Raw genomic sequence first — 26189 nt, 5'->3', positions numbered from 1 at the left:
ACGAACGCGCCCCCGGCGGCCTCCCGATCGCCTTCCCGCAACTATGAAACAATGACCGGTGCCGGCTTCGCCGCGCGGCGCAGCCGCGCGCGGGCGCCGTTACCGAACGAGAGGTGCAAGATGATCCACAAGCTCACATCAGAAGAACGCAAGACCCGACTCGAAGGCCTGCCGCTCTGGACGGCCGTACCCGACCGCGACGCGATCCAGCGCAGCCTGCGCTTCGCCGATTTCAACGACGCGTTCGGCTTCATGACGCGCGTCGCGATCAAGGCGCAGGAAATGAACCACCATCCGGAATGGTTCAACGTGTACAACCGCGTCGACATCACGCTGTCGACCCACGACGCCGACGGCCTGACCGAACGCGACATCGAACTCGCGCTGTTCATCGACCGCGCCGGCGCGCACGCGAAACCCGCCGCCTGAGGCCTTCCTCTACCGCCGCGCGTCTTTCGATGCGCGGCGCGTCAACTTTTCATTTCGATGAACGTTTTCTAGGATGTAGTCAGCGAAAGCCTTCAGCTTTCCAAGCCATCCTTAAGGCGCACGTAAGTCTCGTATGCATTCCGCGCCTTGGGGTCCAAACCTTCCAGTTGCAGCGCGCTTTGGCGCTGTACAATCAGCAGCGCATACGGCTTGGAAAGCGCGCTGGCCTCTTCGCAGAGTTTGAGTTCGTCGCCGCTCGACGGCGAGCGGGCGCGCCAGAAATTGATCGCGGCTTCTAGGTCGTTGATCGAAATATCGGACATGTTTGGATTTAATCGTTCGCTGGCCGCCATGCTTGATGTCAGGTGTAGCGGCGCCCCTGTGGAAACGGCGTCGTGCTGTCCGCGTGCCTGAACCGCCAACCCATTGTACTTGAGCGAACTTCATGCGACTCCTTCTGATTGAAGACGACCGCCCCATCGCACGCGGTATCCAGAGCAGCCTCGAGCAGGCTGGCTTCACCGTCGACATGGTGCATGACGGCATCTTTGCCGAACAGGCGCTGGCACAGAACCGCCACGAACTCGTGATCCTCGACCTCGGCCTGCCAGGCATCGACGGGATGACGCTGCTCACGCGCTTCCGCCAGACCAACCGCCACACGCCCGTCATCGTGCTGACCGCGCGCGACGAGCTGAACGACCGGATCCAGGGCCTGAACTCGGGCGCCGACGACTACATGCTCAAGCCGTTCGAGCCGGCCGAGCTCGAAGCGCGCATCCGCGCGGTGATGCGCCGCAGCGGCCCGCACAGCGACATGCCGCGTCCGGAAGTGTCGCTCGGCGGCGTCCGCCTGTCGGGCGTCGACCGCCGCATCTTCAACGATGACAAGCCGCTCGAACTGTCGCCGCGCGAATTCGCGGTGCTCGAGATGCTGCTGCTGCGCCACGGCCGCGTCGTCAGCAAGGCCCAGCTGCAGGATCACCTCACGCACTTCGGCGGCGATCTCGGCGACACCGCGATCGAAGTCTACGTGCACCGCGTGCGCAAGAAACTCGAGCAGTGCCGTGTCGAAATCGTCACGGTGCGCGGCTTCGGCTACCTGCTGCAGGAAATCCGCCAGACGGCGAGCGTCTGAGCGGCACCGCACGCCGGGCGGCGACGCGCCGCCCGCGTGTGCGCGCTGCTCCGCGTCGCCGCCCGGCGCAAGACCGCGCCGCTCCCCGTGAGCGGCGCTTATCCATTTGCCCGTCGAAATGTCTCCTGATCCGGCTGTGACCACCAGCCTGCGCCGCTCGCTGCTTCGGCGCCTCGCCGCCCCGCTGTCGATGCTCGCGCTGATGAGCGGCCTGATCGCCTACTGGCTCGCGTGGCAATACACGCAGCACGTGATCGACCGCTCGCTCGCCGATCTCGCGACCGCCATCTCCAAACAGATCCAGATTGCCGGCCCCGACGCGCCGTTCACGGTGCCGCCGCTCGCGCAGGCGATGTTCTCCGATCCCGCCGAAGCGCTGATCTACCGGATCAGCGACGGCGAACAGGAACTCGCCGGCGATCCGAAGCTGCCGCTGCAGGGCATCAACGTACGCCGCATGCATCACGCGTATGTGTTCGAGGCCGAATACGACAACCGTGCCGTGCGGGTTGCGCAGGTGCGCGTCGACGACGTCGAAGGCGGCAAGCCGATGGTCGTCGAGGTCGCGCAGCCGGTGCGGCACCGCTACCGGATCGCGGCCGAATTCCTCGTCGCGATCATGATGCCGCTGCTGCTGCTGCTGCTCGCGGGCTGGGGCATCGTGTGGCGCGTCGTGAACCAGCAGCTCGGCCCGCTCACGCACCTGGCCGATTCGCTGAACCGGCAGACCCACACGTCGCTGGAACCGGTCGACGAAACCGAGGTGCCGCTGGAAATCCGGCCACTGACGAGCGCGATGAACGCGCTGCTCGGCCGCCTGAAGACTGCGCTCGACGCGCAGCGCAAGTTCATCGCCGATGCCGCGCACCAGTTGCGCACGCCGCTCACGGCCGTGAAGCTGCATGCGGAACAGGCCGCCGTCGCGCGCGACCCGCACCAGACCTACGCTGCCGTGCGCGAGCTGCGCGCGGCGGCCGACCGTGCAGTGCGGCTGTCGAATCAGTTGCTGTCGCTCGCCCGTGCGGAGCCGGGCGAACAGGCCGCGCGGTTCGTCGACGTCGACCTCGCGGCGATGGCGTTCGAGACGGGTGCCGAATGGGTACCGCGCGCCCTTGCGTCGCACGTCGACCTCGGCTTCCAGCGCACCGACGATCCCGGTGACGACGGGAAGCTGATCGTGCGCGGAAATCCCGTGCTGTTGCGCGAGGTGATTGCGAACCTGCTCGACAATGCACTGAAGTACGTACCGCTCGCGCGGCCGGACGGCGCACGGATCACGGTGAACGTTGCGCGCGGCGCACTCGAGGACGGCCAGCCGGCCGCCGAGATCGTCGTCGAGGACAACGGCCCCGGCGTGCCCGCCAACCAGCAGGCCGACCTGTTCAAGCGCTTCTTCCGCGGCGACGCGCAAAGCGGCAACGGTGTCGAGACGGGCGCCGGGCTCGGCCTCGCGATCGTGCACGACATCATCGCGATGCACGGCGGCACCGTCTCGTACGAGGATGCGTCGGAAGGCGGCTCGCGCTTCGTGGTGAGGGTGCCGCTGACCGCGCGCATCGAGAAGCCGGCCAGCGAAACACCGGCCGCCGCATCGGCGCACTGAGGGACTCCCGGCGGGCAGCCGCTGATCGGGCCGCGCGCCGGATGAGGGAGGCGGAGAGCACGGCTGCGCGATGCGGCAGCCGTCTGCTGAAACGTCTGGCGGCAGCGCATCGTGCGCTGCCGCTTGCGTCACTTCTTGCTTTTCTTGTCCTTCGACCGGGACTCGGACTTGCCGTCCTTCTTGTCCTTCTTCTTTTTCTTCTTGCCGCCGTCGTCGGATGTGGCGAGCAGCGTGCCGCGACACGACGCCGCGCCGCAATGGCACGCGTATTCGCGCTTGAGCGACTTCGTCAGCTTCGCATCGATCACGAGGCCGTAGTCGTAGAACAACTCCTCTTCCGGCCCGATGTCGCGCAGTGCGTGGATGTACACGCGGCCTTTGACTTCCTCGGCTTCGCAGTTCGGCGCGCACGAGTGGTTGATCCAGCGCGCGCTGTTGCCGTCGATCTTGCCGTCGATCACCCCACCCTCGTCCAGTGCGAAGTAGAACGTATGGTTCGGTTCGCTCGGGTCGTGCGGGTGGCGACGCAGCGCCTCCTTCCACGAAATTCGTTCGCCCTTGTATTCCACTACGCGCTCGCCGGCCTTGATCGGCGCCACGGCGAACACGCCCTTGCCGTGTACTCCCGAGCGGCGCACCGCGATCCTGCGTGAACTCATCGAACGAATCCTTGTGAAGACGACTTGAATGGAAGGCGGCCGCGATCGCGACCTCGCGTCGCGCAAAACGAAAACGCGGCACCGGTCGGTGCCGCGTCGGGGCATGCGGCGGATTACCCGCATCCTACACGTTCACGATTGCTTCGTTCAACATCACGCGCAATATTGCGCGCGCGGCGCTCAACGCTGGCCGAATGCGATGTCGCCGAACAATGCCTTGTGCTCGCGCGGCTGCGAGCGCCAGTATTGCGGCGGTGCCGTCACCTGCGCGCCGAGCTCGGCCGCCGCATGCCACGGCCAGCGCGGGTCGTACAGCATCGCACGCGCCATCGCGACGAAATCGGCATCGCCGGCTTCGATGAGCCGGTTCGCATGCGCGGGCTCGTTGATCAGGCCGACCGCGATCGTCGGCATGCCGACCGCGCGCTTCACGGCCTGCGCGAACGGTACCTGGTAGCCGGGCGACAGCGGAATCTTCTGCAACGGCGACACCCCGCCGGACGACACGTCGATCCAGTCACAGCCGCGGCGCTTCAGTTCGTGCGCGAACGCGATCGTATCGTCGAGCTCCCAGCCGCCTTCGACCCAGTCGGTCGCGGATACGCGCACGCCGACCGGCCGGTCTTCGGGAAACGCCGCGCGCACGATCTCGAAGATCTCCAGTGGAAAGCGCATGCGATTTTCGAGCGAGCCGCCGTATTCGTCCGTGCGCTGGTTCGCGAGCGGCGACAGGAACTGGTGCAGCAGGTAGCCGTGTGCCGCGTGCACCTCGATCGCATCGATGCCGAGCCGCGCCGCCCGCTTCGCCGCGGCCGCGAACGCTTCGCGGATCCGGTTGAGGCCCGCGGCATCGAGTGCGAGCGGCGGCGTCTCGCCATCCTTGTGCGGCACGGCCGACGGCGCATGCGGCAACCAGCCGCCGTCGGCGACGGACACGAGCTGACCGCCCTGCCAGGGCACGTTGCTCGACGCCTTGCGCCCCGCATGCGACAACTGCATCGCGATGCGGACCGGCGAATGCTTGCGGATCGCGGCCAGCACGGGCTTGAGCGCGGCCTCGGTCGCGTCGTCCCAGAGGCCGAGGTCGCCATGCGTGATGCGTCCGTCGGGTTCCACGGCGGTCGCCTCGATGCAGAGCAGCCCCGCGCCCGACAATGCGAGATGGCCGAGGTGAATCATGTGCCAGTCGGTCGCCTCGCCGCGTTCGGCCGAATACTGGCACATCGGGGAGATCACGATCCGGTTCGGAAGGGTCACGCCTCGCAGCGTGAACGGGGAAAACAGCGCAGTCATGGAGGCCGCTCGCCAGGAAAGGAAAGAGCGAACGAGCGTAGCACGCAGGCCGAAAGCGTGCTGACGGCGCCCCCGGCAGTAAGCGGATGGTCAGGTGCGGCCGGCAGTGGGTTGCCGGCGATGCGGGAAAGGTGGAAAACGCCGCGCATACGACGATGCGCCGGCCTGCATCGGATGCGGGCCGGGCAACCCGTTCGCGGCGAACGGCAGCGCCGCCGGCGGCGTCAGAGTCCGACGCTGTCGAGCCACTCCGCGAACATGCGTCGCGCGGCCGCTTCGAGCCCGGGGCCGTACTGAGCGGTGTCGGCGCGCAACTGGCGCGCGTCGATGCCGGGCGTCGCCGCGATTTCGCCGGCGTTCGCGATCAGCCACGGTTCGAAGCGGTCGGTGCGGATTTCCGGATGGCATTGCAGCGCCAGCACGTGCCGGCCCCATGCGAACGCCTGGTGACGGCAGGCCGGTGTCGACGCGAGATGAATCGCCCCGCCCGGCAGGTCGAACGTGTCGCCATGCCAGTGCAGCATCGACGTCGCCGCACCATCGAGATGGCGCAGCGGCGATGCGCGGCCGGCATCGGTGAGCGTCAGCGGCGCCCAGCCGAGTTCGTGCTGCGCGGCCGGATAGACACGCGCACCGAGCGCCCGGGCGATGAATTGCGAGCCGAGGCAGATCCCGAGGATCGGCAGCCCGGCGTCGATGCGCTGGCGCACGAGCGCCGCGAGCGGCGCGATCGTCGGATACTGCGCATCGTCGTACACGCTGAGCGGCCCGCCGAGCACGACGAGCAGCGACGGCTCGAGCACGTCGAGCACCTCGACCCGCGACGACCCGACGTCGACGTAGCGCACCCGCCGGCCCCGTTCGCCGAGCACCTGCTCGAAGCTCCCGAGATCCTCGAAATGCACGTGGCGGATCGCCACGACTTCAGCGTTCATCATCGGCCTCCCGGTCGATCGACGGACGTCAGCCTGCGAAAATCTTCCAGGTCTTCTTCTGCGTCGCCGCGTCGGCTTCTTCCTGCACCGAGCAGTCGAGACGCAAATCGCTGTCGGACATCGAGATATCGAGCGCCGCGCAGTGATGCACGGTCTTCTTCGACAGCTTGCCCGGCTGGAAGTGGGCGCACGTCACGCACATGCGCTGCGGCGGCGTCGCACCGGCCACCTGCAGTTCGCGCAGCGTCTTCAGCAGCGCGCGATACAACGCGCCCTGCTCGTCCGCGCCGAGCTTGCCGACCGCTTTCGTCAGGAATTCAGGCCATTGCAGCGCCTTCTTCGCGGCCGTCCGGCCGCGGGCCGACAGGCGCACGGCCAGCGCGCGGCCGTCATCCAGCGCACGGCGCTTCTCGACGAGACCCTTGGTCTCGAGCGTGCTCACCGCATCGCTCGTGGTCGCCGCGGTCAGCTGGGTCTCGCGCGCGATCTCGCCGAGCCGCATCGGGCCCTTGCGCTGCAGCAGCAGCACGAGAATCTCGCCCTGCGTCGGCGTGAGGCCCGCGCCTTCCGCCCAATCCCATGCCTGGCTTCGCATGGCCGTACTCAACCGCAGCAGGCTGTGGGTCACACGTCCCGAAGCCTGATTCCCGTAAACGCCTTCGCTCATAGTCTTTTCGCTTTGCCGCCGCCCGGTTTGCCGAGCGGCCGTAGTGTGGAGATCGAATGTCTATCTCAAAACAGACACGCTCTTGCGAGTGCGTCAGCACGGCCGTCGCGAGGGCACACGCGGCGGTCGCGTTCGCGGCGACCGGTAAGACACGCATCGTTCCGGTGTCCGCAAAGCCGACATTCTAAGCGAGAGCGGAAAATCGCACAGCTAAGTTATCCCCTTCATTCTGTGGAAAATCACTGGATAACCAAAATTTTTCGTTGTGCCTGCAATGCCGGACACCCGCCGAACGGTGCATGCGAGCATTTTCCTGTTCGGATCGGCCATCGGGCCAAGCGCAATGATCCACCGGGTTATCCCGCGCACAGATCGTTGACTTTGCAGCGGAATATCAGGTTATCCACAGATTTTCAGGACAACCGGCAACGATTTCGGCGGCAATCGGGGCCGCCGGTCGTTCAGTGAATCGCGACTCGGTCGAGCCCGTAATCTGCAAAACATTTTTTCACTCGCGCCAACGTAAGCACTGCTGGCGGACCGTCTCATTGAGCGATTTTTCCTGTTTGAAAACGGTTCTCAACCACGATGCGTCGTTCACGCGCGCCTGGGCGAGCGCACCGATCTCGTCGAGCGCCGCGCGCGAACCGAGCGCGGCCGCATGCGGCGCGATCCGGTCGAGCGTGTCGAGGATGTCTTCGGCGATCGTGCGGCGCTCACCCGTCTGAGGATTCACGCAGGTGCCCTCGAGCCCGAAGCGGCACGCCTCGAAACGGTTGAACGTGTAGACGAGGTAGTCGTCCTCGGACAGCTTCAGCGGCCGGTCGGTCAGCAGGTAGCGCGCGAGCGTCTGGATGTAGCAGGCGATCGCCGCCGCGCGGTCGACCGACAACGGCGTGTCCATCACGCGCACCTCGATCGTCCCGTAGCCGGGTTTCGGCCGGATGTCCCAGTAGAAGTCCTTCATCGAGTTGACGACGCCGGTGTTCACCATCTTCGTGAAGTACTCCTCGAAGCTGTCCCAGGTCAGCACGAACGGCGCGCGGCCCGACAGCGGGAACGCGAACACCGAATTCAGGCGTGCCGAATGGAAGCCGGTGTCGACGTTCTGCACGAACGGCGACGACGCGGACAGCGCGATGAAGTGCGGAATGAAGCGCGACATCGAGTGCAGCAGGAACAGCGCGCTGTCGGGATCGGGGCAGCCGATGTGCACGTGCTGGCCGAACACGGTGAACTGCTTGGCGAGATAACCATACAGCTCGGAGATGTACTGGAAGCGCGGCGCATCGTAGATCTGCCGGTCGCTCCATTGCTGGAACGCATGCGTGCCGCCGCCGGCCAGCCCGACGTTGAGCTGGTCGGCCGCCTTCACGAGCACGTCGCGGATCGCGTGCAGCTCGCTCACCGCCTGCTCGTGCGTACGGCAGATGCCGGTCGACAGCTCGATCATGCTTTCGGTGATTTCGGGCGTGATGTTGCCCGGAAAGGTCTCGCCCTGGATCAGGCGCATCAGGTCGGAGGCCGCTTTGGTCAGGTCGTAGTTGTGCGTGTTGACGACCTGGATCTCCAGTTCGACGCCGAACGTAAACGGTTCGGAATTGACGAAGGTTTCGAGTGCCATGGCAGGTTCCGGAATCAGTTGCTGTCGCTGCGTTCACCGACCGCCGACAAGCAGCGGTACACGATGAACGGGCTGACGAGCTGCAGGATCACGATCGTGCACATCACGATCGCGCGCAGGTGCGGGTCGAAATTCGGATAGAGCTGGTAGGTGTCGTCGACGAGCAGGTACGACAGCGCGGACATCGGCGTGAGCGCGATGCCGAGCGCGATGCCCTGCTTCATGCCGATGCCGCTCGGCTTCGCGAACGCGACGACGCCGGCCAGCTTCGCGACGAGCCGCGTGACGATCAGCACGATCGCGAGCAGCCCGCCGAGCGCGATGTCGCCCCACGTGAACGACGTGAGCGTGAGCACGAACAGGACCACCGTCAGCAGCCAGCCGGCCGTGCCGAAGTGCTCGGGCCACAGCTGCGGGCGCGCTTCGAGGTTCTTGACGATGATGCCGGCGAGCAGCAGCGTGAGCAGCGTCGACAGCTTCAGCGCCTGGGCCACCGCGATCGCCAGCATCACGAGCCCGAACAGCGCGACGAACGAATGCTCGTCGCGCATCGTCGACGTCATGTGACGGAACAGGAAATTGCACGAACGCGCGACGAGGTACGCGACGATGAACGAGCCGGCGATCAGGTAGAGCGGCTGCAGGATCGTCGCGAAAACGTTGCCGTACGCTTCCTGGTGGAGCCAGCTCGTCACGAGCTTGGTCAGCACGATCGCGTACACGCTGTTGAGCGCGGTGAGCGTGATGAGGCGCTGCGACACCTGTCCTTCCGCGCGCAGTTCGGTCTTGAGCTGGATCACCATCGACGGCGACGTCGCGATCGCGATCGCCGACAACACGATCGCGACCATTCCCGAAACACCGAGCGCAAGCATGACGAACAGCACGAGCACGAACGTCAGCGTGGCTTCCGCGAGGCTCGACGCGATCAGCCACGGATTGCGCCGGATCCAGCGCAGGTCGAGGCGGCTGCCGAGCTCGAACAGCAAGAGGCCAAGTGCGACGTCGATCAGCAACCGGGAAGTTTCGTCGGTGCTTGCATCGATCACGCCGAATCCGAACGATCCGGCGATGAGACCGATCACCGCATAACCGGTGATGCGAGGCAGACGCCATGCGCGATAGCACAGCTCGCCACACAGGCCGGCCGCGAACAGCGCGAGCCCGGCCCAGAACACGGCATCCGGCGTAAGCGGCCAGTTGGGCAGGAATGAGAACGCCGACTTCATCGTGGTGACTTCTCCTTTGGAAGCGACCGCCAGCGACGCGGGGTCAAGCGTCAGAAATGGATGCGCGCCGGCCGGGTATCGCCCCGAATGTGATTGTTGTGTCGACGACGGCGGGACATGGGATCCGCCTTTTCCGCCACAGGGCGGAAAGTCGTTCAGGTTGCCGATCTGGATTGTCGGCCTGGTGTGTGAACGGACTGCGCAGTCTCGAAGATTCAGATTCGAAATCGTGCCGACCGTTCCATTGAAGCATGTCCGGCGCCTGGCCGGATGAACGCGAAGGAAACCGATTGTGCCACAGCTTTTTCGGTCTGGAACCCATTGAATCGACTCGCGGCGCTGTGCGGCACCACAGGTCTTTGGTTTCAAAGGTTTACCTGTATATATACGTAGTAGAAGTTAACAAAGGGCGCACAGTTCTGTGGATAACTTCGGTTTACGTTGACGGATCAAGGTGTTGCAGAACCCATAACCCGTTGCACAGACTGTTCGTGCACAGCGGTTTGAGTTGAGCAACTTTCGGGCCGCCTCACAGCTGTGCCGAGTTACCCAGTTTACGTCCACTGTGATTGCACACGAAGTGCGCGCGGATTCCACGCGGTTATCCACAGTGTCGAGTGGATAACCTGGCGCAAAAAAGTCGGGAAACTGTGAGCGACTCGGGTGGGTGATCAGCCGGGCTGACCGACGCGGCGTGCGCGCAACGCGCGGATCAGGAAGCGGGCGGGGTCGACGGCATCGGCGAGTTCGCGCTCGAGCGGCCACGGCTCCCCTTCGAGTTGCGATGCAATCAGTTCGGCGCCGAGCGCGGCCCATACGAGTCCGCGCGAGCCGAAGCCGAATGCGCCGTAGAGCCCGGGCATGCGTGGCAGGTCGCGCGCCTGCGCACCGCTCAGTGCGCGTGCATGGGCGACGGCGCCCGCTTCGTCCGCGAGCGGGCCGAGCAGCGGCAGGCGGTCGCCGACGACCCAGCGGAACGCGACGCGGCCGCGCAGTGTGTCGGTGTCCGGCAGTTCGCCGATCAGGCCGGGCAGCAGATGCCGCACGCGCTCGAGGTTTTCGAGGTGGCCGGCCGCGCGCATCGCGGGATCGATGTCGTCGGGCTCGAACGTCGCGCCGATCAGCAGCGTGCCGTCGTCGAGCGGTACCGCGTAACCGTCGCCGATCGTCGGGCACGGCAGCGGCGCCGTGCTGCCGGCCGGCAGCAACGTGAGCTGACCGCGCACCGGCTGCAGTGCGACATGCTGCAGCCCGGCGAGACGCGCGGCGTCGCCGGCATTCGCGAGCACGACGACGGGCGCGTCGGCCAGCGTGCCGCCCGTATCGTCGAGTGCATGCCATGCGTCGCCCCGACGTTCGAGTTTTGCAACGCCGGTGGACGCGAGCAAGCGCACGCGCTCGCCGGCCGCCGCATATTGGGCCGCGCAAACGCCGGCCGGCCAGATGGCGCCGCCGTGCGGAAACAGCAGGCCGCCCTGCGCGACCGGCAGGTTCAGATAAGCGCGCGCGGCATCGACGTCGAGCAACGACACGTAGTCGGACGGCGCACCGAACGCATCGAAGGCGTCGCGCATCCGTTCGAAGTCGTCGGCCGATTCGGCGAGATGGATCATCCCGTGCGTGCTGCGCGCGAATGCATGGCCCGCACGTTCGAGTGCGCGCCAGCGCGCGATCGCATGCAGGAAGCCACTACGCGTGAGCCGGCTCGCGACGTTGTCGTCGCGTGTCATCAACGGATGGAATACACCGGCCGGATTGCCCGACGCTTCGCTCGCGATCCGCTCGTGCCGCTCGATCAGCGTGACGTCCCAGCCGCGCGCGGCCAGGCGTTCGACGACCGCGCACCCTGCCAGGCCTGCGCCGATCACGATCGCGCGACGCGTCGCGACAGGCAACGCGAGCGGCGGCTCGTGCCGGCGCGCGCGCCAGCGCGGCGCATATTCGCCGACGAGCAGATCGTCGATCTCGCGATACGTGAAACCCGACGTGTCGAGTGCGTGTTTCAACGCGTCCGAATGCGCATACGCTGCAAATGTTGCGTGTTCGCCGGCGATTTTCGAGAGCGCACGGACCACGCCGGTCGACTGGAGATCCGCGTCGCTCGAGGACGTGAGGCCGTCGAGACAGAACGCGTCGGCGCGCGCAACGATCCTGCCCAGCATGTCGATCGCATCGCCGAACGCGAGCGTGAGCACCACGCGCCCTTCGTCGAATTCGAGCCGGTGCAGCCCTGGTACAAGCATCGGCCACGCGTCGGCAAGGGTATCGACATCCGCCGATATGGTTGTGTCCGCAACGATATGCGCAGCTGCACGGCGCAGGTCGTCGCGCGCAAACGGATGCGGTTCGACTGCGACAAAATGCAGCCGCTCGCAGCGCGCGGGATCGTCGCGCCACGCGGCCCAGGCCGCGAGGAAGCTGCCGCCCGCGCCGAATCCGGTCGCCACGATCGTGAACGTGCGGCGGCCCTGCCAGCGCGCCGGCAGCCCGTTGCCCGCGACGAACACGCGATGCGCAAGTGCGCCTGATGCGCTGCGCTGGAGATCGCCGAACTCGGGCGAGACGAGCGTGCCGTCGTCGCGAAGCGCGAGCGTGGCGGGAACAAGTCGGTCGGTCATGCGAAACAAAAAACGTGGCAGCCAAGCCTGGCAAGGGATTGCGCGGGGCCGTCCGACCGGTCGTTGGAAAAAGCCAACGGCGCGGCGCACGGGCGGACCGCGCTGCGTATCCTGTCCGGTTGGCGCTGGTCAAAAAACGGGCAGCCGGTGATTCATTCGGCGAAATACCGATGAAAATCTTTGAAACCCTTGTCGTTATTGGGTTTGCGCTGCGCTATCATAGCAACGCCGTACCGCGGGGTGGCCGCCGGCTAACCGGAGGGCGCGTCGCGCGGGCCAGGATTCGGCGCTGTGTCGTCGGAGTCTGACTCTCGACGGCACGGTTCGCGCACGTATAATCGGCGCGTTCGCGCTGTTCGTGTCAACCTAACCTGATAAAGGAACCTTAATGAACAAACAGGAACTGATCGACGCCGTCGCCGCCCAAACGGGCGCCAGCAAGGCTCAAACCGGCGAAACGCTGGACACGCTGCTCGAAGTCATCAAGAAAGCCGTGTCGAAGGGTGATGCGGTTCAGCTGATCGGCTTCGGCAGCTTCGGTTCGGGCAAGCGCGCAGCACGTACGGGCCGCAACCCGAAGACCGGCGAAACCATCAAGATCCCGGCAGCCAAGACGGTCAAGTTCACGGCTGGCAAGGCGTTCAAGGACGCCGTCAACAAGCGTTAAACCAGCGCCTGTTCCAAGAAAAACCCGCCTTTCGGCGGGTTTTTTGTTGGGCGCGCGCAGCATTTTTGCCACAGTCCGCGCCCCTCTTGCAAGATTTAACGGTTGTTTTTACAACGCGTTACGCATGCACGATCTGCGTGTCGCCGTGATCGTCGTCGTCGTGCGAATCGACATCCCACGCCGGGAACGGATCGTCGAACGCATGCCATCCGGCCGCGCCGAGCGCGAATTCCGCATCGGTCAGCAGGCACGCGTCGAGCTTCGCGCGCCATGCATTCGCGTCGAGCGCGATGCCGATCAGCACGAGTTCCTGCCGGCGGTCGCCCACTGAGCGATCGTCGAGATCGCCGTGCCATTCGGCGCGGATTTCGCCCAGCAGCTCATCGTCGTCCGGCCATTCCGCGCGATCCTGCGCCGCCCACCAGAGCCCCGCCGGGCCATGCCGGCATACGCCGCCCGCCTGCGACAGCGAACCCGCGATGTCGTTTCGCGTCGCGAGCCAGAAGAAGCCCTTGCTGCGCAGCACGCCCGGCCACTCCTGGTGCAGCAGCGCCCAGAGTCGAGCCGGATGAAACGGCCGGCGCGCACGGTAAACAAAATTGCCGATGCCGAATTCGTCGGCTTCGCCGTGCACGTGCGCATGATGTTCGTCATGGCCGTCCGGGTCGTCGCGATGAGTGTGATCGTGATCGAGCGACGCGAGCCAGCCCGGTGCGTTCGCGGCTTCGTCGAAATCGAAGCGGCCCGTGTTCAGCACTTCGTCGAGCGGCACGTTGCCGAACGTCGACACGACCTGGTGCGCGCGCGGATTGAGTCGCGCCAGAATGTGCTGCAGGCGTGCAAGGTCGTTCGCGTCGACGAGGTCGGCCTTGTTGATCACCAGCACGTCGCAGAACTCGATCTGCTCGATCAGGAGTTCGACGAGCGTGCGGTCGTCCTCTTCCGATGCGGCGATGCCGCGCGCCGCGAGCGCATCGTCCGAGCCGTAGTCGCGCAGGAAGTTGTACGCGTCGACCACGGTGACGAGCGTGTCGAGCTGCGCGACCTTCGACAGCGACGTGCTGTCGTCGTCGACGAACGTGAAGGTTTCGGCGATCGGCATCGGCTCCGCGATTCCGGTCGATTCGATCACGATCGCGTCGAAGCGGCCTTCGGACGCGAGCGTGCGGATCTCGACGAGCAGGTCGTCGCGCAGCGTGCAGCAGATGCAGCCGTTCGACATCTCGACGAGGCGTTCCTCGACGTGCGACAGCGCCTGCGCGTCGCGCACGAGCGATGCGTCGATGTTGACCGCCGCGAGATCGTTGACGATCACGGCGACTTTCAGGCCCGCGCGGTTCGCGAGGATGTGATTGAGCAGCGTGGTCTTGCCGGCGCCGAGGAAGCCGGACAGCACGGTGACGGGCAACGGCTGGTTCATTGCCGGATTCATAGCGATATGCACCAACGGAAAGATTGAAAAAGCGGCCGCGACGCCCTTCCGGGGCGCGATCGTCCCGCGCACGGGTGAAATTGCGGCGTGAGTCCGCATTGTGCATCAAACGCGCGCCGGCCGGCCGGTACGGCGTCAGGCCTGCGGCGCCGCGTCATTGCATGGGCGGCAGCAGCTTCCACTGGGTCAGGATGCCGGCGATCTGCCGCGCGTACTTGTCGCGCAGCGACGGGGTTTCCGAATGATAGGCGCCGACGGCCTGCCACGTGTTGCCGTAGCGGTTCATCTTCTGCTTGAGATGCCACGCGGCGATGTACACGTTCTTGCACGGCTCCATCAGCGTATCGCGGCCGATCCCGTAGCGCGACAGCGTCGGCAGGTGGATCGAATTGATCTGCATCAGGCCGTAGTCGACCGAGCCATTGGTGTTCTTGTTCAGCGCGCCGGGCCGGTTGCGCGATTCCTGCCACGCGATCGCGCGCAGGATCAGCGGATTGACCTGCTGATATTTGGCCGCTTCGTCGAAACAGTCCGCGCGAGCGTTCGCGCTGGCGAAACAAGCGCCGGCGGCGATCAACGCGATCGAAGCGAACCGTCTGTTCATGGTGCGAAATCGACAAGAAAATGCGTGAGGGTCGGGAAAACCCGCGCCTGTTATTCGTGCGACAAGAATCATGCCGCCCGTATCATACCGACAGTCCGTCAGCTTGAGACATACAGGAATACGGCAGCCCGGTTATACCGCATTTCCGTGTCGATTCATCGTGAAACGGGGGCGATGGCCGGCATGCCGGGAACAGGCCGAATCTTACATATTGCATACGGCTCGCCGGATACATGTCGTATGTGAGACAGTCCTCGGATCAATGTGATATTTCGGACATGAAAAACTGCTAATGTCGCCTCTTTCGGACTTGGATCCCAGCACTACCGCCGGAAGTGGCCTGAGCCGGCATCGACCCATTCATCCATGACAAGAAATCGCTTCGTAATGCGGCGCGTCGCCACGACTCTGATCGTCGCCGGCATCATCGTCTCGCAGGCCGCCTACGCTCAGGTCACGCTCAACTTCGTGAATGCGGATATCGACCAGGTCGCCAAGGCGATCGGCGCCGCAACCGGCAAGACCATCATCGTCGACCCTCGTGTGAAGGGGCAACTCAACCTCGTGGCCGAACGGCCAGTGCCGGAAGACCAGGCGCTGAAGACGCTGCAGTCGGCGCTGCGCATGCAGGGCTTCTCGCTCGTGCAGGATCACGGCGTGCTGAAGGTCGTACCCGAGGCCGACGCGAAACTGCAGGGCGTGCCGACCTATGTCGGCAATGCGCCGCAGGCCCGCGGCGACCAGGTGATCACGCAGGTGTTCGAGCTGCACAACGAATCGGCGAACAACCTGCTGCCCGTGCTGCGGCCGCTGATCTCGCCGAACAACACGGTCACTGCCTATCCGGCGAACAACACGATCGTCGTGACCGACTACGCGGACAACGTGCGGCGCATCGCACAGATCATCGCGGGCGTGGACAGCGCCGCGGGCGCGCAGGTGCAGGTCGTTCCGCTGCGCAACGCGAACGCGATCGATCTCGCCGCGCAGCTGCAGAAAATGCTCGACCCGGGCGCGATCGGCAATAGCGACGCGACGCTGAAGGTGTCGGTCACGGCCGACCCGCGCACCAACTCGCTGCTGCTGCGCGCGTCGAGCGCGTCGCGCCTCGCGGCCGCCAAGCGGCTCGTGCAGCAGCTCGATGCGCCGAGCGGGGTGCCCGGCAACATGCACGTCGTGCCGTTGCGCAACGCCGATGCTGTGAAGCTCGCGAAGACGCTGCGCGGGATGCTCGGCAAGGGCAGCGGCAGCGACAGCGGCTCGTCGGCGTCCTCCAACGATGTGAACAGCTTCAACCAGAACGGCGGCTCGTCGTCGAGCGGCAACTTCTCGACCGGCACGTCCGGCACCCCGCCGCTGCCGTCGGGCGGCCTCGGCGGCTCGTCGTCATCGTCGGGGTACGGCGGCTCGTCGGGCAGCGGCGGCGGGCTTGGCAGCGCCGGTCTGCTCGGCGGCGACAAGGACAAGGGCGACGACAACCAGCCCGGCGGGATGATCCAGGCCGATGCGGCGACCAACTCGCTGATCATCACCGCGTCGGATCCGGTTTACCGGAACCTGCGCTCGGTGATCGACCAGCTCGATGCGCGGCGTGCGCAGGTCTATATCGAGGCGCTGATCGTCGAGCTGAACTCGACGACGCAGGGCAACCTCGGCATCCAGTGGCAGGTGGCGAGCGGCCAGTTTCTCGGCGGCACGAACCTGGCGGCCACTGCCGGCAGCGTGGCGGGCAACAGCATCATCAACCTGACGACCGGCGGCACGGCGGCGACCACCGGACTGGCAGCCAACATCGCGGGGCTGAACCAGGGCCTCAACATCGGCTGGCTGCACAACATGTTCGGCGTGCAGGGGCTCGGCGCACTGCTGCAGTATTTCTCGGGCGTGAGCGACGCGAACGTGCTGTCGACGCCGAACCTGATCACGCTCGACAACGAGGAAGCGAAGATCGTCGTCGGCCAGAACGTGCCGATCGCGACCGGTTCGTATTCGAACCTGACGAGCGGCACGACGAGCAATGCGTTCAACACCTACGACCGTCGCGACGTCGGCCTGACGCTGCACGTGAAGCCGCAGATTACCGACGGCGGCATCCTGAAGCTGCAGCTCTATACCGAGGATTCGGCGGTCGTCGCCGGCACGACGAGCGCGCAGACCGGCCCGACCTTCACGAAGCGCTCGATCCAGTCGACGATCCTGGCGGACAACGGCGAGATCATCGTGCTCGGCGGCTTGATGCAGGACAACTACCAGGTGGCGAACAGCAAGGTGCCGCTGCTCGGCGACATTCCGTGGATCGGCCAGTTGTTCCGTTCGGAATCGAAGCAGCGCCAGAAAACCAACCTGATGGTGTTCCTGCGCCCGGTGATCATCACCGATCGCAACGTCGCGCAGGAAGTCACGGCCAATCGCTACGACTATATCCAGGGCGTGACGGGTGCGTACAAGTCCGACAACAACGTGATGCGCGACAAGGACGATCCGATCGTTCCGCCGATGCCGATCGGCCCGAGCCAGGGCGGCACGGCCGCGGGCAACCTGTTCGATCTCGACAAGATGCGTCGCCAGCAACTGCAGCGCCAGGTGGTGCCGGTTCCGGCCCAGCCGTTGCCGGAGGCGACGCCCGCGCAGCCGCAAAGCGTGCCGCAGCAGGCCGTGCCGCAACAGCCGCTGACGGCCACGCCGGGAGCGTCGCAGTGAGCGACGTGCTCGCATCCCCTTCCCACGACGGCGCGCCGGGCGAACGGCAGCCGCCGTCGCCGCTCGCCGCGCGGCTGTTGCCGTACGGCTTCGCGAAGAGCGGCCAGGTGCTGATCGCGCACCAGCTCGACGACACGCTCGAGGTGTGGATCAGCGAACGCACGAGCGACGCTGCGCTCGCGGAGATCGCGCGCAACTTCGGCTCGATCTCTGTGCATCGCGTGCCGGCCGACGAGCTCGCGCAGGCGATCAACCATGCGTACGCACGCCAGGACGGCAGCGCCGCGCAGGTGGTCGGCGAGGTCGAAGGCGAGGTCGACCTGTCGCGGCTGATGCAGGACATCCCCGAAGTCGAGGATCTGCTCGAATCGGAAGACGACGCGCCGATCATCCGGATGATCAACGCGCTGCTCACGCAAGCGGCGCGCGAACAGGCATCGGACATCCACATCGAGCCGTTCGAGAACGCCTCGGTCGTGCGCTTTCGCGTCGACGGCACGCTGCGCGACGTCGTGCGGCCGAAGAAGGCGCTGCACGGCGCGCTGATCTCGCGGATCAAGATCATGGCGCAGCTCGATATCGCGGAGAAGCGCCTGCCGCAGGACGGCCGCATCACGCTGCGCGTCGGCGGCCGGCCGGTCGACGTGCGGGTGTCGACGCTGCCGACCGGGCATGGCGAGCGCGCGGTGCTGCGTCTGCTGGAAAAGGATGCGAAGCGGCTGAACCTCGAAGCGCTCGGGATGGGCCGCGACACGCTCGTCCAGTTCGACAAGCTGATCGCGCGCCCGCACGGCATCGTGCTCGTCACGGGCCCGACGGGTTCGGGCAAGACGACCACGCTGTACGCGTCGATGTCGCGGCTCGAAACCGCGACGACCAACATCATGACCGTCGAGGACCCGATCGAATACGATCTCGGCGGCATCGGCCAGACGCAGGTGAACGAGCGGATCGGGATGACCTTTGCCCGCGCGCTGCGCTCGATCCTGCGCCAGGATCCGGACGTGATCATGATCGGCGAAATCCGCGATCTCGAAACCGCGCAGATCGCCGTGCAGGCATCGCTGACGGGCCACCTCGTGCTCGCGACGCTGCACACGAACGATGCGGCCTCGGCCGTCACGCGTCTGACCGACATGGGCGTCGAGCCGTACCTGCTCGCATCGTCGCTGCTCGGCGTGCTCGCGCAGCGGCTCGTGCGGCAGCTCTGCCCCGCCTGCAAGGAAGAGCGCCAGGAAGAAGGCCGCACCGTGTGGCATCCGGTCGGCTGCGACAAGTGCGGGCATTCGGGTTATTCGGGCCGGCGCGGCGTATACGAACTGCTGCTGGTCGACGATTCGATCCGCTCGCTGATCCACCGCAACGCGGCCGACGCGGAGATTCTCGCCGCCGGCCGTGCGGAAGGCATGCGCACGCTGCGCGACGATGCCGAGCGCTGGCTCGCGTCGGGCGCGACGTCGCTCGAGGAAGTGCTGCGCGTGACGGGAGGCGCATAGCGCGATGCCGGCATTCCGTTTCGAAGCAATCGATTCGGCGGGACGCGCGCAGAAAGGCGTCATCGATGCCGACAGCGCCCGTGCCGCGCGCGGCCAGCTGCGTACGCAAGGGCTGACGCCGCTCGTCGTCGAGCCGGCCGCCAGCGCGACGCGCGGGGCGCGGTCGCAGCGGCTCGCGTTCGGCCGCAAGCTGTCGCAGCGCGAACAGGCGATCCTCACGCGCCAGCTCGCGAGCCTGCTGATCGCCGGGCTGCCGCTCGACGAGGCGCTCGGCGTGCTGACCGAGCAGGCCGAGCGCGACTACATCCGCGAACTGATGGCCGCGATCCGCGCCGAGGTGCTCGGCGGCCATTCGCTCGCGAATGCGCTGGGCCAGCATCCGCGCGATTTCCCGGAGATCTACCGCGCGCTCGTCGCGGCGGGCGAGCACACCGGCAAGCTCGGCATCGTGTTGTCGCGCCTCGCCGACTACATCGAGCAAAGCAACGCGCTGAAGCAGAAGATCCTGCTGGCGTTCACGTATCCGGGGATCGTCACGCTGATCGCATTCGGCATCGTCACGTTCCTGCTGAGCTATGTCGTGCCGCAGGTCGTCAACGTGTTCGCGAGCACGAAGCAGCAGTTGCCCGTGCTCACGATCGTGATGATGGCGCTGTCGGATTTCGTGCGGCACTGGTGGTGGGCGATCCTGATCGCGGTCGTGCTCGTCGTGTGGTTCGTGAAGGCGACGCTGTCGCGCGACGGGCCCCGCCTCGCGTTCGACCGCTGGGTGCTGACCGCACCGCTCGCCGGCAAGCTCGTACGCGGCTACAACACGGTGCGTTTCGCGAGCACGCTCGGCATCCTCACCGCGGCGGGCGTGCCGATCCTGCGCGCGCTGCAGGCGGCCGGCGAGACGCTGTCGAACCGCGCGATGCGCGCGAACATCGACGACGCGATCGTGCGCGTGCGCGAAGGCTCCGCGCTGTCGCGCGCGCTGAACAACGTGAAGACGTTTCCGCCGGTGCTCGTACACCTGATCCGTTCCGGCGAAGCGACGGGCGACGTGACGACGATGCTGGATCGCGCGGCCGAAGGCGAAGCGCGCGAACTCGAACGCCGCACGATGTTCCTGACGAGCCTGCTCGAGCCGCTGCTGATCCTGGCGATGGGGGGCATCGTGCTCGTGATCGTGCTGGCGGTGATGCTGCCGATCATCGAGCTGAACAACATGGTGCAGTGACGGCCTGACCGTGGGTCGGGCCGTCGCCTTCGGCTTCAGCGCATGTAGATCGCCGGGGACGGCGTGTTGGCGGGCAGCTGGACTTCGGTGCGGGCACCGTTGCGCTCGACGATGATCGAGCGGGGGCGGACTTCGGCGAGCTTCGCGCCGGACGTGACGTCCGCGCCGAGCGACACGGCGCGCGGCGGCTCACCGCCGACACCGACGATCGCGGCGCCGCCGTGGTCGAGCGCGAGGATGCCGAACAGGTGGATGTCCTGCACGGGATTCTTGTCGAGCTGACCGCCGAAGAGCGCCGCGGCGTCCTCGGTGCGGATCGGCGGCCGCGCGGCGGCGGCGGGCAGCGGCGCTTCGCGGGCGGACAGCGTGACGACCCAGTAGGTGGCCGTCGCGCACAAACCCGCGAAGAGGGCTAGGGAGAGGATCCGGATCGAGAGCGCGTTCATGCGCGCTATTGTACGGATGTATATGAAATTTGCGTTGGGTGAAAGCCCTCGGCAACGCGCGCCTTACAATGCGTGCTCCGCGCCCGCGGGTTCGGAAGGTTGCCGTCAGGCAATCGTCCGCTGCGCCGGGTGCGTCACTCAACCAACGACATTTTTTGGAAAGAGGTAGTCAGTCATGCAAACGTGGATCACTCGCCGCAACGCGGCCGTGCGTCGTCAGCGCGGTTTCACGCTGATCGAGATCATGGTGGTGGTCGCGATCCTCGGGATCCTGGCGGCGCTGATCGTGCCGAAGATCATGAGCCGCCCGGACGAGGCACGCCGCATCGCCGCGAAGCAGGACATCGGCACGATCATGCAGGCGCTCAAGCTGTACCGGCTCGACAACGGCCGCTACCCGACCCAGGATCAGGGCCTGAACGCGCTGATCCAGAAGCCGTCCACCGATCCGATCCCGAACAACTGGAAGGACGGCGGCTATCTCGAGCGCCTGCCGAACGATCCGTGGGGTAACAGCTACAAGTACCTGAACCCGGGCGTGCACGGCGAGATCGACGTGTTCAGCTACGGCGCCGACGGCAAGGAAGGCGGCGAAGGCAACGACACCGACATCGGTTCGTGGCAATAAGCGCTCACTGACCGGCCCGACGCTTCGCTCCCGTTCTTCATGCTCGCCATCCGCACGACCTTCCGCTGCGGCCGCGATTGCCGTGTGCGTCGCGGCGCGGCTTCGTCCGTGCCGGCGCGTGCCGACGGCGGGCGCGCGTTGCAAGCGGCGCGGCGACATCGCGCGCGCGGCTTCACGCTGCTCGAAATGCTGGTCGTGCTCGTGATCGCGGGGTTGCTCGTGTCGCTCGCGTCCTTGTCGCTCACGCGCAATCCGCGCACCGACCTGCGCGAGGAGGCGCAGCGCATCGCGCTGCTGTTCGAGACGGCCGGCGACGAAGCGCAGGTGCGTGCCCGACCGATCGCGTGGCAGCCGACCGCGCAAGGCTTCCGTTTCGACGTGAGCTCGCCCGACGGCTGGCGCACGCTGCGCGACGACCTGCTGCGGCCGCGCGACTGGGATGGTGGCGTCACCGGCGCCGACATCGACTATCCGGGGTCCGACACGCACGCGAATCGCGTCGTGTTCGGCACCGAGAGCATCGACACGCCGGTGCGCGTGACGCTGCATTCGGCCGTCGGCAGCGCGACGATCGTCGGCACCGGCAATGGCCGCTACGAGGTGCAATGACGATGCGTCGTCGCCTGCCCTCTTCCGTTTCTTCATCGCGCCCCCCAAGGGGACTTCCTTCGGAGCACCCCGAGCGGGTTTCCTCCGGGGCCCGGCCTGCGGCCGGCTTCGTCGGGGCGCGCGGTTTCACGATGATCGAGGTGCTGGTCGCACTCGCGATCATCGCAGTCGCGCTCGCCGCTTCGATCCGCGCGGTCGGCACGATGGCGACCAACGCGTCCGATCTTCATCGCCGGCTGCTCGCCGGCTGGAGCGCCGACAACGCGCTCGCGCAGATGCGGCTCACGCATGCGTGGCCGGAGATCGGCGAACAGAGTTTCGACTGCTCGCAAGGCAACGTGCAGCTCGTCTGCACGCAGCGCGTGAGCACCACGCCCAACCCGGTGTTCCGGCGCGTGCGGATTTCGGTGAGCATGCCGGGGCACACCGGCGTGCTCGCGCAGATGGTGACGGTGGTCGCGAATGAAACCAGCCGTCCGCTCTGACGCGCCGATGCGACGCCCGCTCGCCCGCCCCGCCCGCGGCTTCACGCTGATCGAGCTGATGATCGCGATCGCGATCCTCGCGGTGGTCGCGATCCTCGCATGGCGCGGGCTCGACCAGATCATGCGCGGTCGCGACAAGGTCGCGGCCGCAATGGAAGACGAGCGCGTGTTCGCGCAGATGTTCGACCAGATGCGCATCGACGCGCGGCTCGCCGCGACCGACGACGAGGCCGGCCAGCCGGCGATCGGCGTCGCCGGCAATACGCTGCAGATCGTCCGCGAACTCGAGGTGCCGGGCGTCGCGCCGCGGCTGCAGGTGGTCCGCTACCGGATCGCCGGCGGGCGCGTCGTGCGCTATGCGTCACCGCCGATCGACGACGCGAACCGGCTGCGCAGCATGCTGAAGGACAGCAGCGTCGAAGGCTGGAGCTGGGTCGCGCTGATGGGCGGCGTCGGCGCGATCGACGCGAAGCTGTACGTGCCGCGCGTGGGCTGGACCACCAACCTGCAGACGGCCGACGAAGCCCTCGCGCAGAACAACGATGCGCTCAAGGTGCCGCAGATCGGCAACGCGCCGCCTGCGCGCGCGGTGACGGGGCTGCAGGTCAGCATCGGCGCGACGTCGCTGCGCGTGCCGGTCACGCGCATCTTCCTCGTCGGGGAATGACGATGCGTGCGCGCCCTCACCGCCTATTATTTGCCGCCCGTGCTGACGGTCGCGCACGCGGCCGCCAGCGCGGCGCGGCGATCATCACCGCGCTGCTCGTCGTCGCGCTGTCGGCGATCCTCGTCTCGGGCATGCTGTGGCGCCAGCAGGTGCAGATCCGCCGCATCGAGAACCAGCGCGTGATCGCGCAGGCGCAGTGGGTCGCGCGCGGCGCGCTCGACTGGACGCGGATGATCCTGCGCTCCGAAGGCGATACGGCGCCCGGCATCACGTATCTCGGCGGGATCTGGGGCGTACCGATCGCGAAGACGAAACTGTCGGACTTCCTCGGCCGGATCGGCGCGCCCAACGACACCGGCGGCGAAGACACCTATATCTCCGGCTCGATCGAGGATGCGCAGGCGAAGTTCAACCTGCGCAACCTCGTGGCGTCGCCGGCACCCGGCGTGCTGCAGCTGAACGTCACGCAGGTCCAGGCGTTCCAGCGCCTGCTGGCGACGCTCGGCTACGACGGCGCGTTCGCGAAGCGCATCGCGCTCCAGGTGCGCGCGGGCCTGCTGAATTCGGCGACGCGTTTCCAGATGCCGACGCTGCCGGGTGGCGGCACCGCGCCGCCGGTCACCGCGCCGGTGACGACCGATCAGCAAGGCGGCGGCGGCTTCACCGACGATCCCGGCATGACGGGCGGCGACCGCGGGCCCGCGCCGCTGATGATGACGGGCGTCGACAGCCTGCTCGACGTCGACGGCGTGACGCCCGAGATGGTTGCCCGGCTGCGCCCGTTCGTCACCGTGCTGCCGACCACGACGCCCGTGAACATGAACACCGCGCCGGCCGAGGTCATTGCGGCGCTGATGCCGGGAATGAGCGTGTCGTCCGCGCAGGCGCTCGTGTCGCGCCGCGAGACCGTGTTTTTCCGCAACGTCGCCGACGTGCAGCTCGCGCTGCGCGGCGCCGGTGCGCCGAACGTGACGCTCGACTCGAGCGTCGTCGACGTCAATTCGAGCTATTTCATCGTGCATGGCCGGATCCAGCACGAACGCGCGGAGGTCGATCGCACCTCGCTCGTGTATCGTGATCCGACCACGCACTCGACACGGGTCGTGCGCATTCGCGACCAGCTATAACGACGCCAATCGGGAGAGGAGCTCTTGTGAGCACGTTGATTGTTTCTTTGCCGCCGCGCGAGCCTGCCGTGCCGTTGCAGGAATGGCAGTGGCCCGAGCTGCCGTTCACGTTCGTCGACAAGGCCGGCCATGTGCAGCGCGCCGGCCGCGCCGCGCTCGCGTTGCTGCCGCGCGCGAATGCGACCGTGCTGATCGTCGCCGCGCGCGACGTGCTGCTGCTGGCCGCGACCGTGCCGCCGCTGAAGGGACCGAAGCTGCGTCAGGCGCTGCCCAACATCGTCGAGGATCAGCTGATCCAGGATCCGCTCGGCTGCCATATCGCGCTCGATCCGGATGCGCTGCCCGACGGGCGCCGCGTGCTGGCCGTCGTCGATCGCGCGTGGTTCCGCACGATCTGCGACGCGTTCACGGCGGCCGGCCACCGGCACCTGAGCGCGGTGCCCGCGACCCGCTGCCTGCCTGCGCCGCACGTAATCGCCGCGCCGGCCGACAGCGCGGTCGATGCCGCCGCGGTTGCTGCGGACGCCGTCGACGCGCCGCCCGCCCGCCCGGCGACGGTGGCCGCGGTGCTCGGCCTCGCGGCAGCGGTCGAACAAGTGCTCGTCGAGGCCGGCGCGCAGCCGGCCGCGGCCGGTGCGCCGCGCCTCGAACTCGCGGTCGCACGCGGTGCGCTTGGTGAAGGCTTCGCGGCGCCTGCGTCGCGCGCGGCCGGCACGCTGGCCGCGCTGGCAGGCGGCGGCGATGTCGAACTGTACGAACTCGGCGAACCGGGCGCGGAGCCTCGCCTGGCATCGGTCGGACGCAGCGACGGCGGCCCGCTGCTGCCGGGCGCCGCACCGCTGTCGTTCGACGCGTTCGCGCGGCGCGCGCTGACCGAGAAGTTCGACCTGTGCCAGTTCGAATTCGAATCGCAGCCGTGGCGCTTCGACCGCGCGACGGTGAAGCGCCTGCGGGTGCCGCTCGCCCTCGTTGCGGCAACACTCGGCGTGGCGGTGATCGGGATGAACCTGCATTGGTGGAAGCTGTCGCGCGAGCGCGATGCGCTGTCGGCGCAGATCACCGAGACGCTGCTGTCCGCGTTCCCGAAGACGACGACGGTGCTCGATCCGCCCGCGCAGATGCAGCGCCAGCTCGACCAGTTGCGCCTGGCGGCCGGCGAGCTGTCGCCGAACGATTTCCTCGCGCTGGCGAGCGGGCTGTCGCGTTCGATGGGCGCGCTGCCGCTGAACGGCATCGCGTCGCTCGACTATCACGACCGGCGGCTGGACGTCGGCTTCAAGCCGGAGGTCAAGGTCGATCCCGATTTCACGCAGCGCCTCGCACGTAACGGACTGTCCGGCGAAGTCGACAGCAACACGGGCAAATGGACGATCCGGAGCCGCTCATGAAGATGGAACAACTGAACCAGACGCTGGCCCAGTTCTGGGGCGAGCGCACCCAGCGCGAAAAAACGCTGCTCGGCTGGGGCGGCGCCGTGCTGGCGGTCACGATCGCGTATTCGGTGCTGTGGTCGCCCGCGCAGGAAGGCCGCGCGCGGATCCAGCGCGAACTGCCGACGATGCGCGGCGAGCTCGCGCAGATGACCGCGCAGGCGAACGAGGCGAAGTCGCTGGCGGCTGCCGCGCAGGGCGTGGCGCCGACCGGCCTCGCGCTGAAGGACGCGCTGACCGCGTCGCTGTCCGATCACGGGCTGCAGGGCGCGCAGGTGCAGATCGTCGGCAACGGCGTGCAGATCCAGATGAAGAACGTGTCGTTCCCGGCGTGGACGCAGTGGCTCGACGATGCACGCCGGCAGTTCAAGGTGCAGGTCGGCGAGGCGCATGCAACGGCGCTGAAAGACGACGGCCAGGTCGACCTGACGGCCGTGATGCAACCGTCTACGCAGAAATGACGCAGTGGATGACGCAAGTG

The 26189-nt window shown here is 66.9% G+C and carries 25 protein-coding genes; 14 read left to right on the top strand and 11 right to left on the bottom strand.

Annotated elements, in window-relative coordinates; translation table 11 throughout:
• Positions 1 to 51 precede the first annotated feature (51 nt).
• A complete protein-coding gene (locus HWX39_RS21020; RefSeq protein WP_279613099.1) occupies positions 52 to 429 on the top strand; it encodes a 4a-hydroxytetrahydrobiopterin dehydratase in 378 nt (125 codons plus the stop codon).
• Positions 430 to 521: 92 nt separating this feature from the next.
• Here the strand turns inward: HWX39_RS21020 and HWX39_RS21015 are convergent, their stop codons facing one another.
• Positions 522 to 752: a DUF3717 domain-containing protein gene (locus HWX39_RS21015; RefSeq protein ID WP_089438903.1), complete on the bottom strand. Its 231-nt coding sequence runs from the start codon at positions 750 to 752 to the stop codon at positions 522 to 524.
• 122 nt (positions 753 to 874) lie between these two features.
• On the opposite strand from HWX39_RS21015, the gene HWX39_RS21010 reads away from it, so the two are divergent.
• Positions 875 to 1567 (top strand): response regulator transcription factor, encoded by a 693-nt coding sequence (locus HWX39_RS21010; RefSeq protein WP_006401494.1) that lies wholly within the window; start codon positions 875 to 877, stop codon positions 1565 to 1567.
• A gap of 118 nt (positions 1568 to 1685) precedes the next feature.
• Positions 1686 to 3170: a sensor histidine kinase gene (locus tag HWX39_RS21005; RefSeq protein WP_175969806.1), complete on the top strand. Its 1485-nt coding sequence runs from the start codon at positions 1686 to 1688 to the stop codon at positions 3168 to 3170.
• A 128-nt stretch (positions 3171 to 3298) separates the two neighbouring features.
• Here the strand turns inward: HWX39_RS21005 and HWX39_RS21000 are convergent, their stop codons facing one another.
• From HWX39_RS21000 to mnmC, 7 genes are all read right to left on the bottom strand, one after another.
• Entirely contained in the window at positions 3299 to 3829 is a 531-nt protein-coding gene (locus HWX39_RS21000) for an SET domain-containing protein-lysine N-methyltransferase (RefSeq protein ID WP_175969805.1), read from the bottom strand.
• A 180-nt stretch (positions 3830 to 4009) separates the two neighbouring features.
• Complete coding sequence (locus tag HWX39_RS20995; protein WP_175969804.1) at positions 4010 to 5122, bottom strand: NADH:flavin oxidoreductase/NADH oxidase; 1113 nt, start codon at positions 5120 to 5122, stop codon at positions 4010 to 4012.
• A 224-nt stretch (positions 5123 to 5346) separates the two neighbouring features.
• Positions 5347 to 6057, bottom strand: coding sequence for a glutamine amidotransferase (locus HWX39_RS20990; protein WP_175969803.1), 711 nt, complete (start codon positions 6055 to 6057; stop codon positions 5347 to 5349).
• A gap of 28 nt (positions 6058 to 6085) precedes the next feature.
• Positions 6086 to 6724, bottom strand: coding sequence for a MarR family winged helix-turn-helix transcriptional regulator (locus HWX39_RS20985; RefSeq protein ID WP_043184842.1), 639 nt, complete (start codon positions 6722 to 6724; stop codon positions 6086 to 6088).
• Positions 6725 to 7232: 508 nt separating this feature from the next.
• On the bottom strand, positions 7233 to 8348 hold the full coding sequence (locus HWX39_RS20980) for a YbdK family carboxylate-amine ligase (RefSeq protein WP_175969802.1): 1116 nt from the start codon (positions 8346 to 8348) through the stop codon (positions 7233 to 7235).
• Positions 8349 to 8362: 14 nt separating this feature from the next.
• Entirely contained in the window at positions 8363 to 9577 is a 1215-nt protein-coding gene (locus HWX39_RS20975; protein ID WP_175969801.1) for a cation:proton antiporter, read from the bottom strand.
• 671 nt (positions 9578 to 10248) lie between these two features.
• On the bottom strand, positions 10249 to 12195 hold the full coding sequence (gene mnmC / locus HWX39_RS20970; RefSeq protein WP_175969800.1) for a bifunctional tRNA (5-methylaminomethyl-2-thiouridine)(34)-methyltransferase MnmD/FAD-dependent 5-carboxymethylaminomethyl-2-thiouridine(34) oxidoreductase MnmC: 1947 nt from the start codon (positions 12193 to 12195) through the stop codon (positions 10249 to 10251).
• A 388-nt stretch (positions 12196 to 12583) separates the two neighbouring features.
• On the opposite strand from mnmC, the gene HWX39_RS20965 reads away from it, so the two are divergent.
• Entirely contained in the window at positions 12584 to 12862 is a 279-nt protein-coding gene (locus HWX39_RS20965) for an HU family DNA-binding protein (RefSeq protein WP_006401505.1), read from the top strand.
• Between the two features lie 118 nt (positions 12863 to 12980).
• On the opposite strand, the gene HWX39_RS20960 is transcribed toward HWX39_RS20965, so the two are convergent.
• Together HWX39_RS20960 and HWX39_RS20955 are read right to left on the bottom strand one after the other, a co-directional pair.
• Positions 12981 to 14294: a GTP-binding protein gene (locus tag HWX39_RS20960; protein ID WP_175969799.1), complete on the bottom strand. Its 1314-nt coding sequence runs from the start codon at positions 14292 to 14294 to the stop codon at positions 12981 to 12983.
• Between the two features lie 154 nt (positions 14295 to 14448).
• On the bottom strand, positions 14449 to 14898 hold the full coding sequence (locus HWX39_RS20955) for a lytic transglycosylase domain-containing protein (protein WP_175969798.1): 450 nt from the start codon (positions 14896 to 14898) through the stop codon (positions 14449 to 14451).
• A gap of 366 nt (positions 14899 to 15264) precedes the next feature.
• Here HWX39_RS20955 and gspD point away from each other — a divergent pair, with 366 nt between their 5' ends.
• The 3 genes from gspD to gspF are packed head-to-tail and all read left to right on the top strand — an operon-like array spanning position 15265 to position 20316.
• Positions 15265 to 17598: a type II secretion system secretin GspD gene (gene gspD / locus HWX39_RS20950; protein ID WP_175969797.1), complete on the top strand. Its 2334-nt coding sequence runs from the start codon at positions 15265 to 15267 to the stop codon at positions 17596 to 17598.
• Positions 17595 to 19094: a type II secretion system ATPase GspE gene (gene gspE / locus HWX39_RS20945; RefSeq protein ID WP_175969796.1), complete on the top strand. Its 1500-nt coding sequence runs from the start codon at positions 17595 to 17597 to the stop codon at positions 19092 to 19094. The genes gspD and gspE overlap by 4 nt, the downstream gene beginning before the upstream one ends.
• Before the next feature lie 4 nt (positions 19095 to 19098).
• Positions 19099 to 20316, top strand: coding sequence for a type II secretion system inner membrane protein GspF (gene gspF / locus HWX39_RS20940; protein WP_069246748.1), 1218 nt, complete (start codon positions 19099 to 19101; stop codon positions 20314 to 20316).
• Between the two features lie 35 nt (positions 20317 to 20351).
• Here gspF and HWX39_RS20935 read toward each other — a convergent pair whose 3' ends face one another.
• A complete protein-coding gene (locus tag HWX39_RS20935; protein WP_175969795.1) occupies positions 20352 to 20762 on the bottom strand; it encodes a general secretion pathway protein GspC in 411 nt (136 codons plus the stop codon).
• Positions 20763 to 20937: 175 nt separating this feature from the next.
• On the opposite strand from HWX39_RS20935, the gene gspG reads away from it, so the two are divergent.
• Genes gspG through HWX39_RS20900 form a run of 7 tightly spaced genes read left to right on the top strand, consistent with a single transcriptional unit; the run spans position 20938 to position 26169 of the window.
• Positions 20938 to 21390: a type II secretion system major pseudopilin GspG gene (gene gspG / locus HWX39_RS20930; protein ID WP_166891651.1), complete on the top strand. Its 453-nt coding sequence runs from the start codon at positions 20938 to 20940 to the stop codon at positions 21388 to 21390.
• Positions 21391 to 21429: 39 nt separating this feature from the next.
• Positions 21430 to 21999, top strand: a complete 570-nt coding sequence (locus HWX39_RS20925; RefSeq protein ID WP_175969794.1) for a GspH/FimT family pseudopilin — start codon at positions 21430 to 21432, stop codon at positions 21997 to 21999.
• Positions 21996 to 22484: a type II secretion system minor pseudopilin GspI gene (gspI, locus tag HWX39_RS20920; RefSeq protein WP_279613098.1), complete on the top strand. Its 489-nt coding sequence runs from the start codon at positions 21996 to 21998 to the stop codon at positions 22482 to 22484. Before HWX39_RS20925 ends, gspI begins: the two co-directional genes overlap by 4 nt.
• On the top strand, positions 22462 to 23151 hold the full coding sequence (locus HWX39_RS20915; protein ID WP_175956594.1) for a prepilin-type N-terminal cleavage/methylation domain-containing protein: 690 nt from the start codon (positions 22462 to 22464) through the stop codon (positions 23149 to 23151). Before gspI ends, HWX39_RS20915 begins: the two co-directional genes overlap by 23 nt.
• Positions 23152 to 23153: 2 nt before the next feature.
• Positions 23154 to 24278 (top strand): type II secretion system minor pseudopilin GspK, encoded by a 1125-nt coding sequence (gspK, locus tag HWX39_RS20910; protein WP_175969793.1) that lies wholly within the window; start codon positions 23154 to 23156, stop codon positions 24276 to 24278.
• Positions 24279 to 24304: 26 nt separating this feature from the next.
• Positions 24305 to 25666 carry a type II secretion system protein GspL gene (gene gspL, locus HWX39_RS20905; RefSeq protein ID WP_175969792.1) on the top strand — a complete coding sequence of 454 codons (1362 nt, stop codon included), beginning with the start codon at positions 24305 to 24307 and terminating at the stop codon, positions 25664 to 25666.
• Positions 25663 to 26169 carry a type II secretion system protein M gene (locus HWX39_RS20900; RefSeq protein WP_175956588.1) on the top strand — a complete coding sequence of 169 codons (507 nt, stop codon included), beginning with the start codon at positions 25663 to 25665 and terminating at the stop codon, positions 26167 to 26169. The genes gspL and HWX39_RS20900 overlap by 4 nt, the downstream gene beginning before the upstream one ends.
• Positions 26170 to 26189 lie beyond the last annotated feature (20 nt).

Origin of the sequence: Burkholderia sp. BCC0322, from assembly GCF_902833045.1 — a bacterium.
Classification (GTDB): domain Bacteria; phylum Pseudomonadota; class Gammaproteobacteria; order Burkholderiales; family Burkholderiaceae; genus Burkholderia.
The sequence above is the reverse complement of the archived record's forward strand: the minus strand, read 5'-3'. Positions and strand labels throughout refer to the sequence as shown.

Excerpts from the sequence above, each read along its gene's own strand:
- HWX39_RS21000 (WP_175969805.1), bottom strand. The coding sequence starts at position 3,829 with ATGAGTTCACGCAGGATCGCGGTGCGCCGCTCGGGAGTACACGGCAAG.
- HWX39_RS20995 (WP_175969804.1), bottom strand. The coding sequence starts at position 5,122 with ATGACTGCGCTGTTTTCCCCGTTCACGCTGCGAGGCGTGACCCTTCCG.
- HWX39_RS20980 (WP_175969802.1), bottom strand. The coding sequence starts at position 8,348 with ATGGCACTCGAAACCTTCGTCAATTCCGAACCGTTTACGTTCGGCGTC.
- HWX39_RS20990 (WP_175969803.1), bottom strand. The coding sequence starts at position 6,057 with ATGAACGCTGAAGTCGTGGCGATCCGCCACGTGCATTTCGAGGATCTC.
- HWX39_RS20925 (WP_175969794.1), top strand. The coding sequence starts at position 21,430 with ATGCTCGCCATCCGCACGACCTTCCGCTGCGGCCGCGATTGCCGTGTG.
- HWX39_RS20960 (WP_175969799.1), bottom strand. The coding sequence starts at position 14,294 with ATGAATCCGGCAATGAACCAGCCGTTGCCCGTCACCGTGCTGTCCGGC.
- gspD (WP_175969797.1), top strand. The coding sequence starts at position 15,265 with ATGACAAGAAATCGCTTCGTAATGCGGCGCGTCGCCACGACTCTGATC.
- HWX39_RS20975 (WP_175969801.1), bottom strand. The coding sequence starts at position 9,577 with ATGAAGTCGGCGTTCTCATTCCTGCCCAACTGGCCGCTTACGCCGGAT.
- gspG (WP_166891651.1), top strand. The coding sequence starts at position 20,938 with ATGCAAACGTGGATCACTCGCCGCAACGCGGCCGTGCGTCGTCAGCGC.
- HWX39_RS20955 (WP_175969798.1), bottom strand. The coding sequence starts at position 14,898 with ATGAACAGACGGTTCGCTTCGATCGCGTTGATCGCCGCCGGCGCTTGT.
- HWX39_RS20915 (WP_175956594.1), top strand. The coding sequence starts at position 22,462 with ATGAAACCAGCCGTCCGCTCTGACGCGCCGATGCGACGCCCGCTCGCC.
- gspI (WP_279613098.1), top strand. The coding sequence starts at position 21,996 with ATGACGATGCGTCGTCGCCTGCCCTCTTCCGTTTCTTCATCGCGCCCC.
- HWX39_RS21010 (WP_006401494.1), top strand. The coding sequence starts at position 875 with ATGCGACTCCTTCTGATTGAAGACGACCGCCCCATCGCACGCGGTATC.
- gspK (WP_175969793.1), top strand. The coding sequence starts at position 23,154 with ATGCGTGCGCGCCCTCACCGCCTATTATTTGCCGCCCGTGCTGACGGT.
- HWX39_RS21015 (WP_089438903.1), bottom strand. The coding sequence starts at position 752 with ATGTCCGATATTTCGATCAACGACCTAGAAGCCGCGATCAATTTCTGG.
- HWX39_RS20985 (WP_043184842.1), bottom strand. The coding sequence starts at position 6,724 with ATGAGCGAAGGCGTTTACGGGAATCAGGCTTCGGGACGTGTGACCCAC.
- mnmC (WP_175969800.1), bottom strand. The coding sequence starts at position 12,195 with ATGACCGACCGACTTGTTCCCGCCACGCTCGCGCTTCGCGACGACGGC.
- HWX39_RS20935 (WP_175969795.1), bottom strand. The coding sequence starts at position 20,762 with ATGAACGCGCTCTCGATCCGGATCCTCTCCCTAGCCCTCTTCGCGGGT.
- HWX39_RS20965 (WP_006401505.1), top strand. The coding sequence starts at position 12,584 with ATGAACAAACAGGAACTGATCGACGCCGTCGCCGCCCAAACGGGCGCC.
- HWX39_RS21020 (WP_279613099.1), top strand. The coding sequence starts at position 52 with ATGACCGGTGCCGGCTTCGCCGCGCGGCGCAGCCGCGCGCGGGCGCCG.
- HWX39_RS20900 (WP_175956588.1), top strand. The coding sequence starts at position 25,663 with ATGAAGATGGAACAACTGAACCAGACGCTGGCCCAGTTCTGGGGCGAG.
- gspF (WP_069246748.1), top strand. The coding sequence starts at position 19,099 with ATGCCGGCATTCCGTTTCGAAGCAATCGATTCGGCGGGACGCGCGCAG.
- HWX39_RS21005 (WP_175969806.1), top strand. The coding sequence starts at position 1,686 with ATGTCTCCTGATCCGGCTGTGACCACCAGCCTGCGCCGCTCGCTGCTT.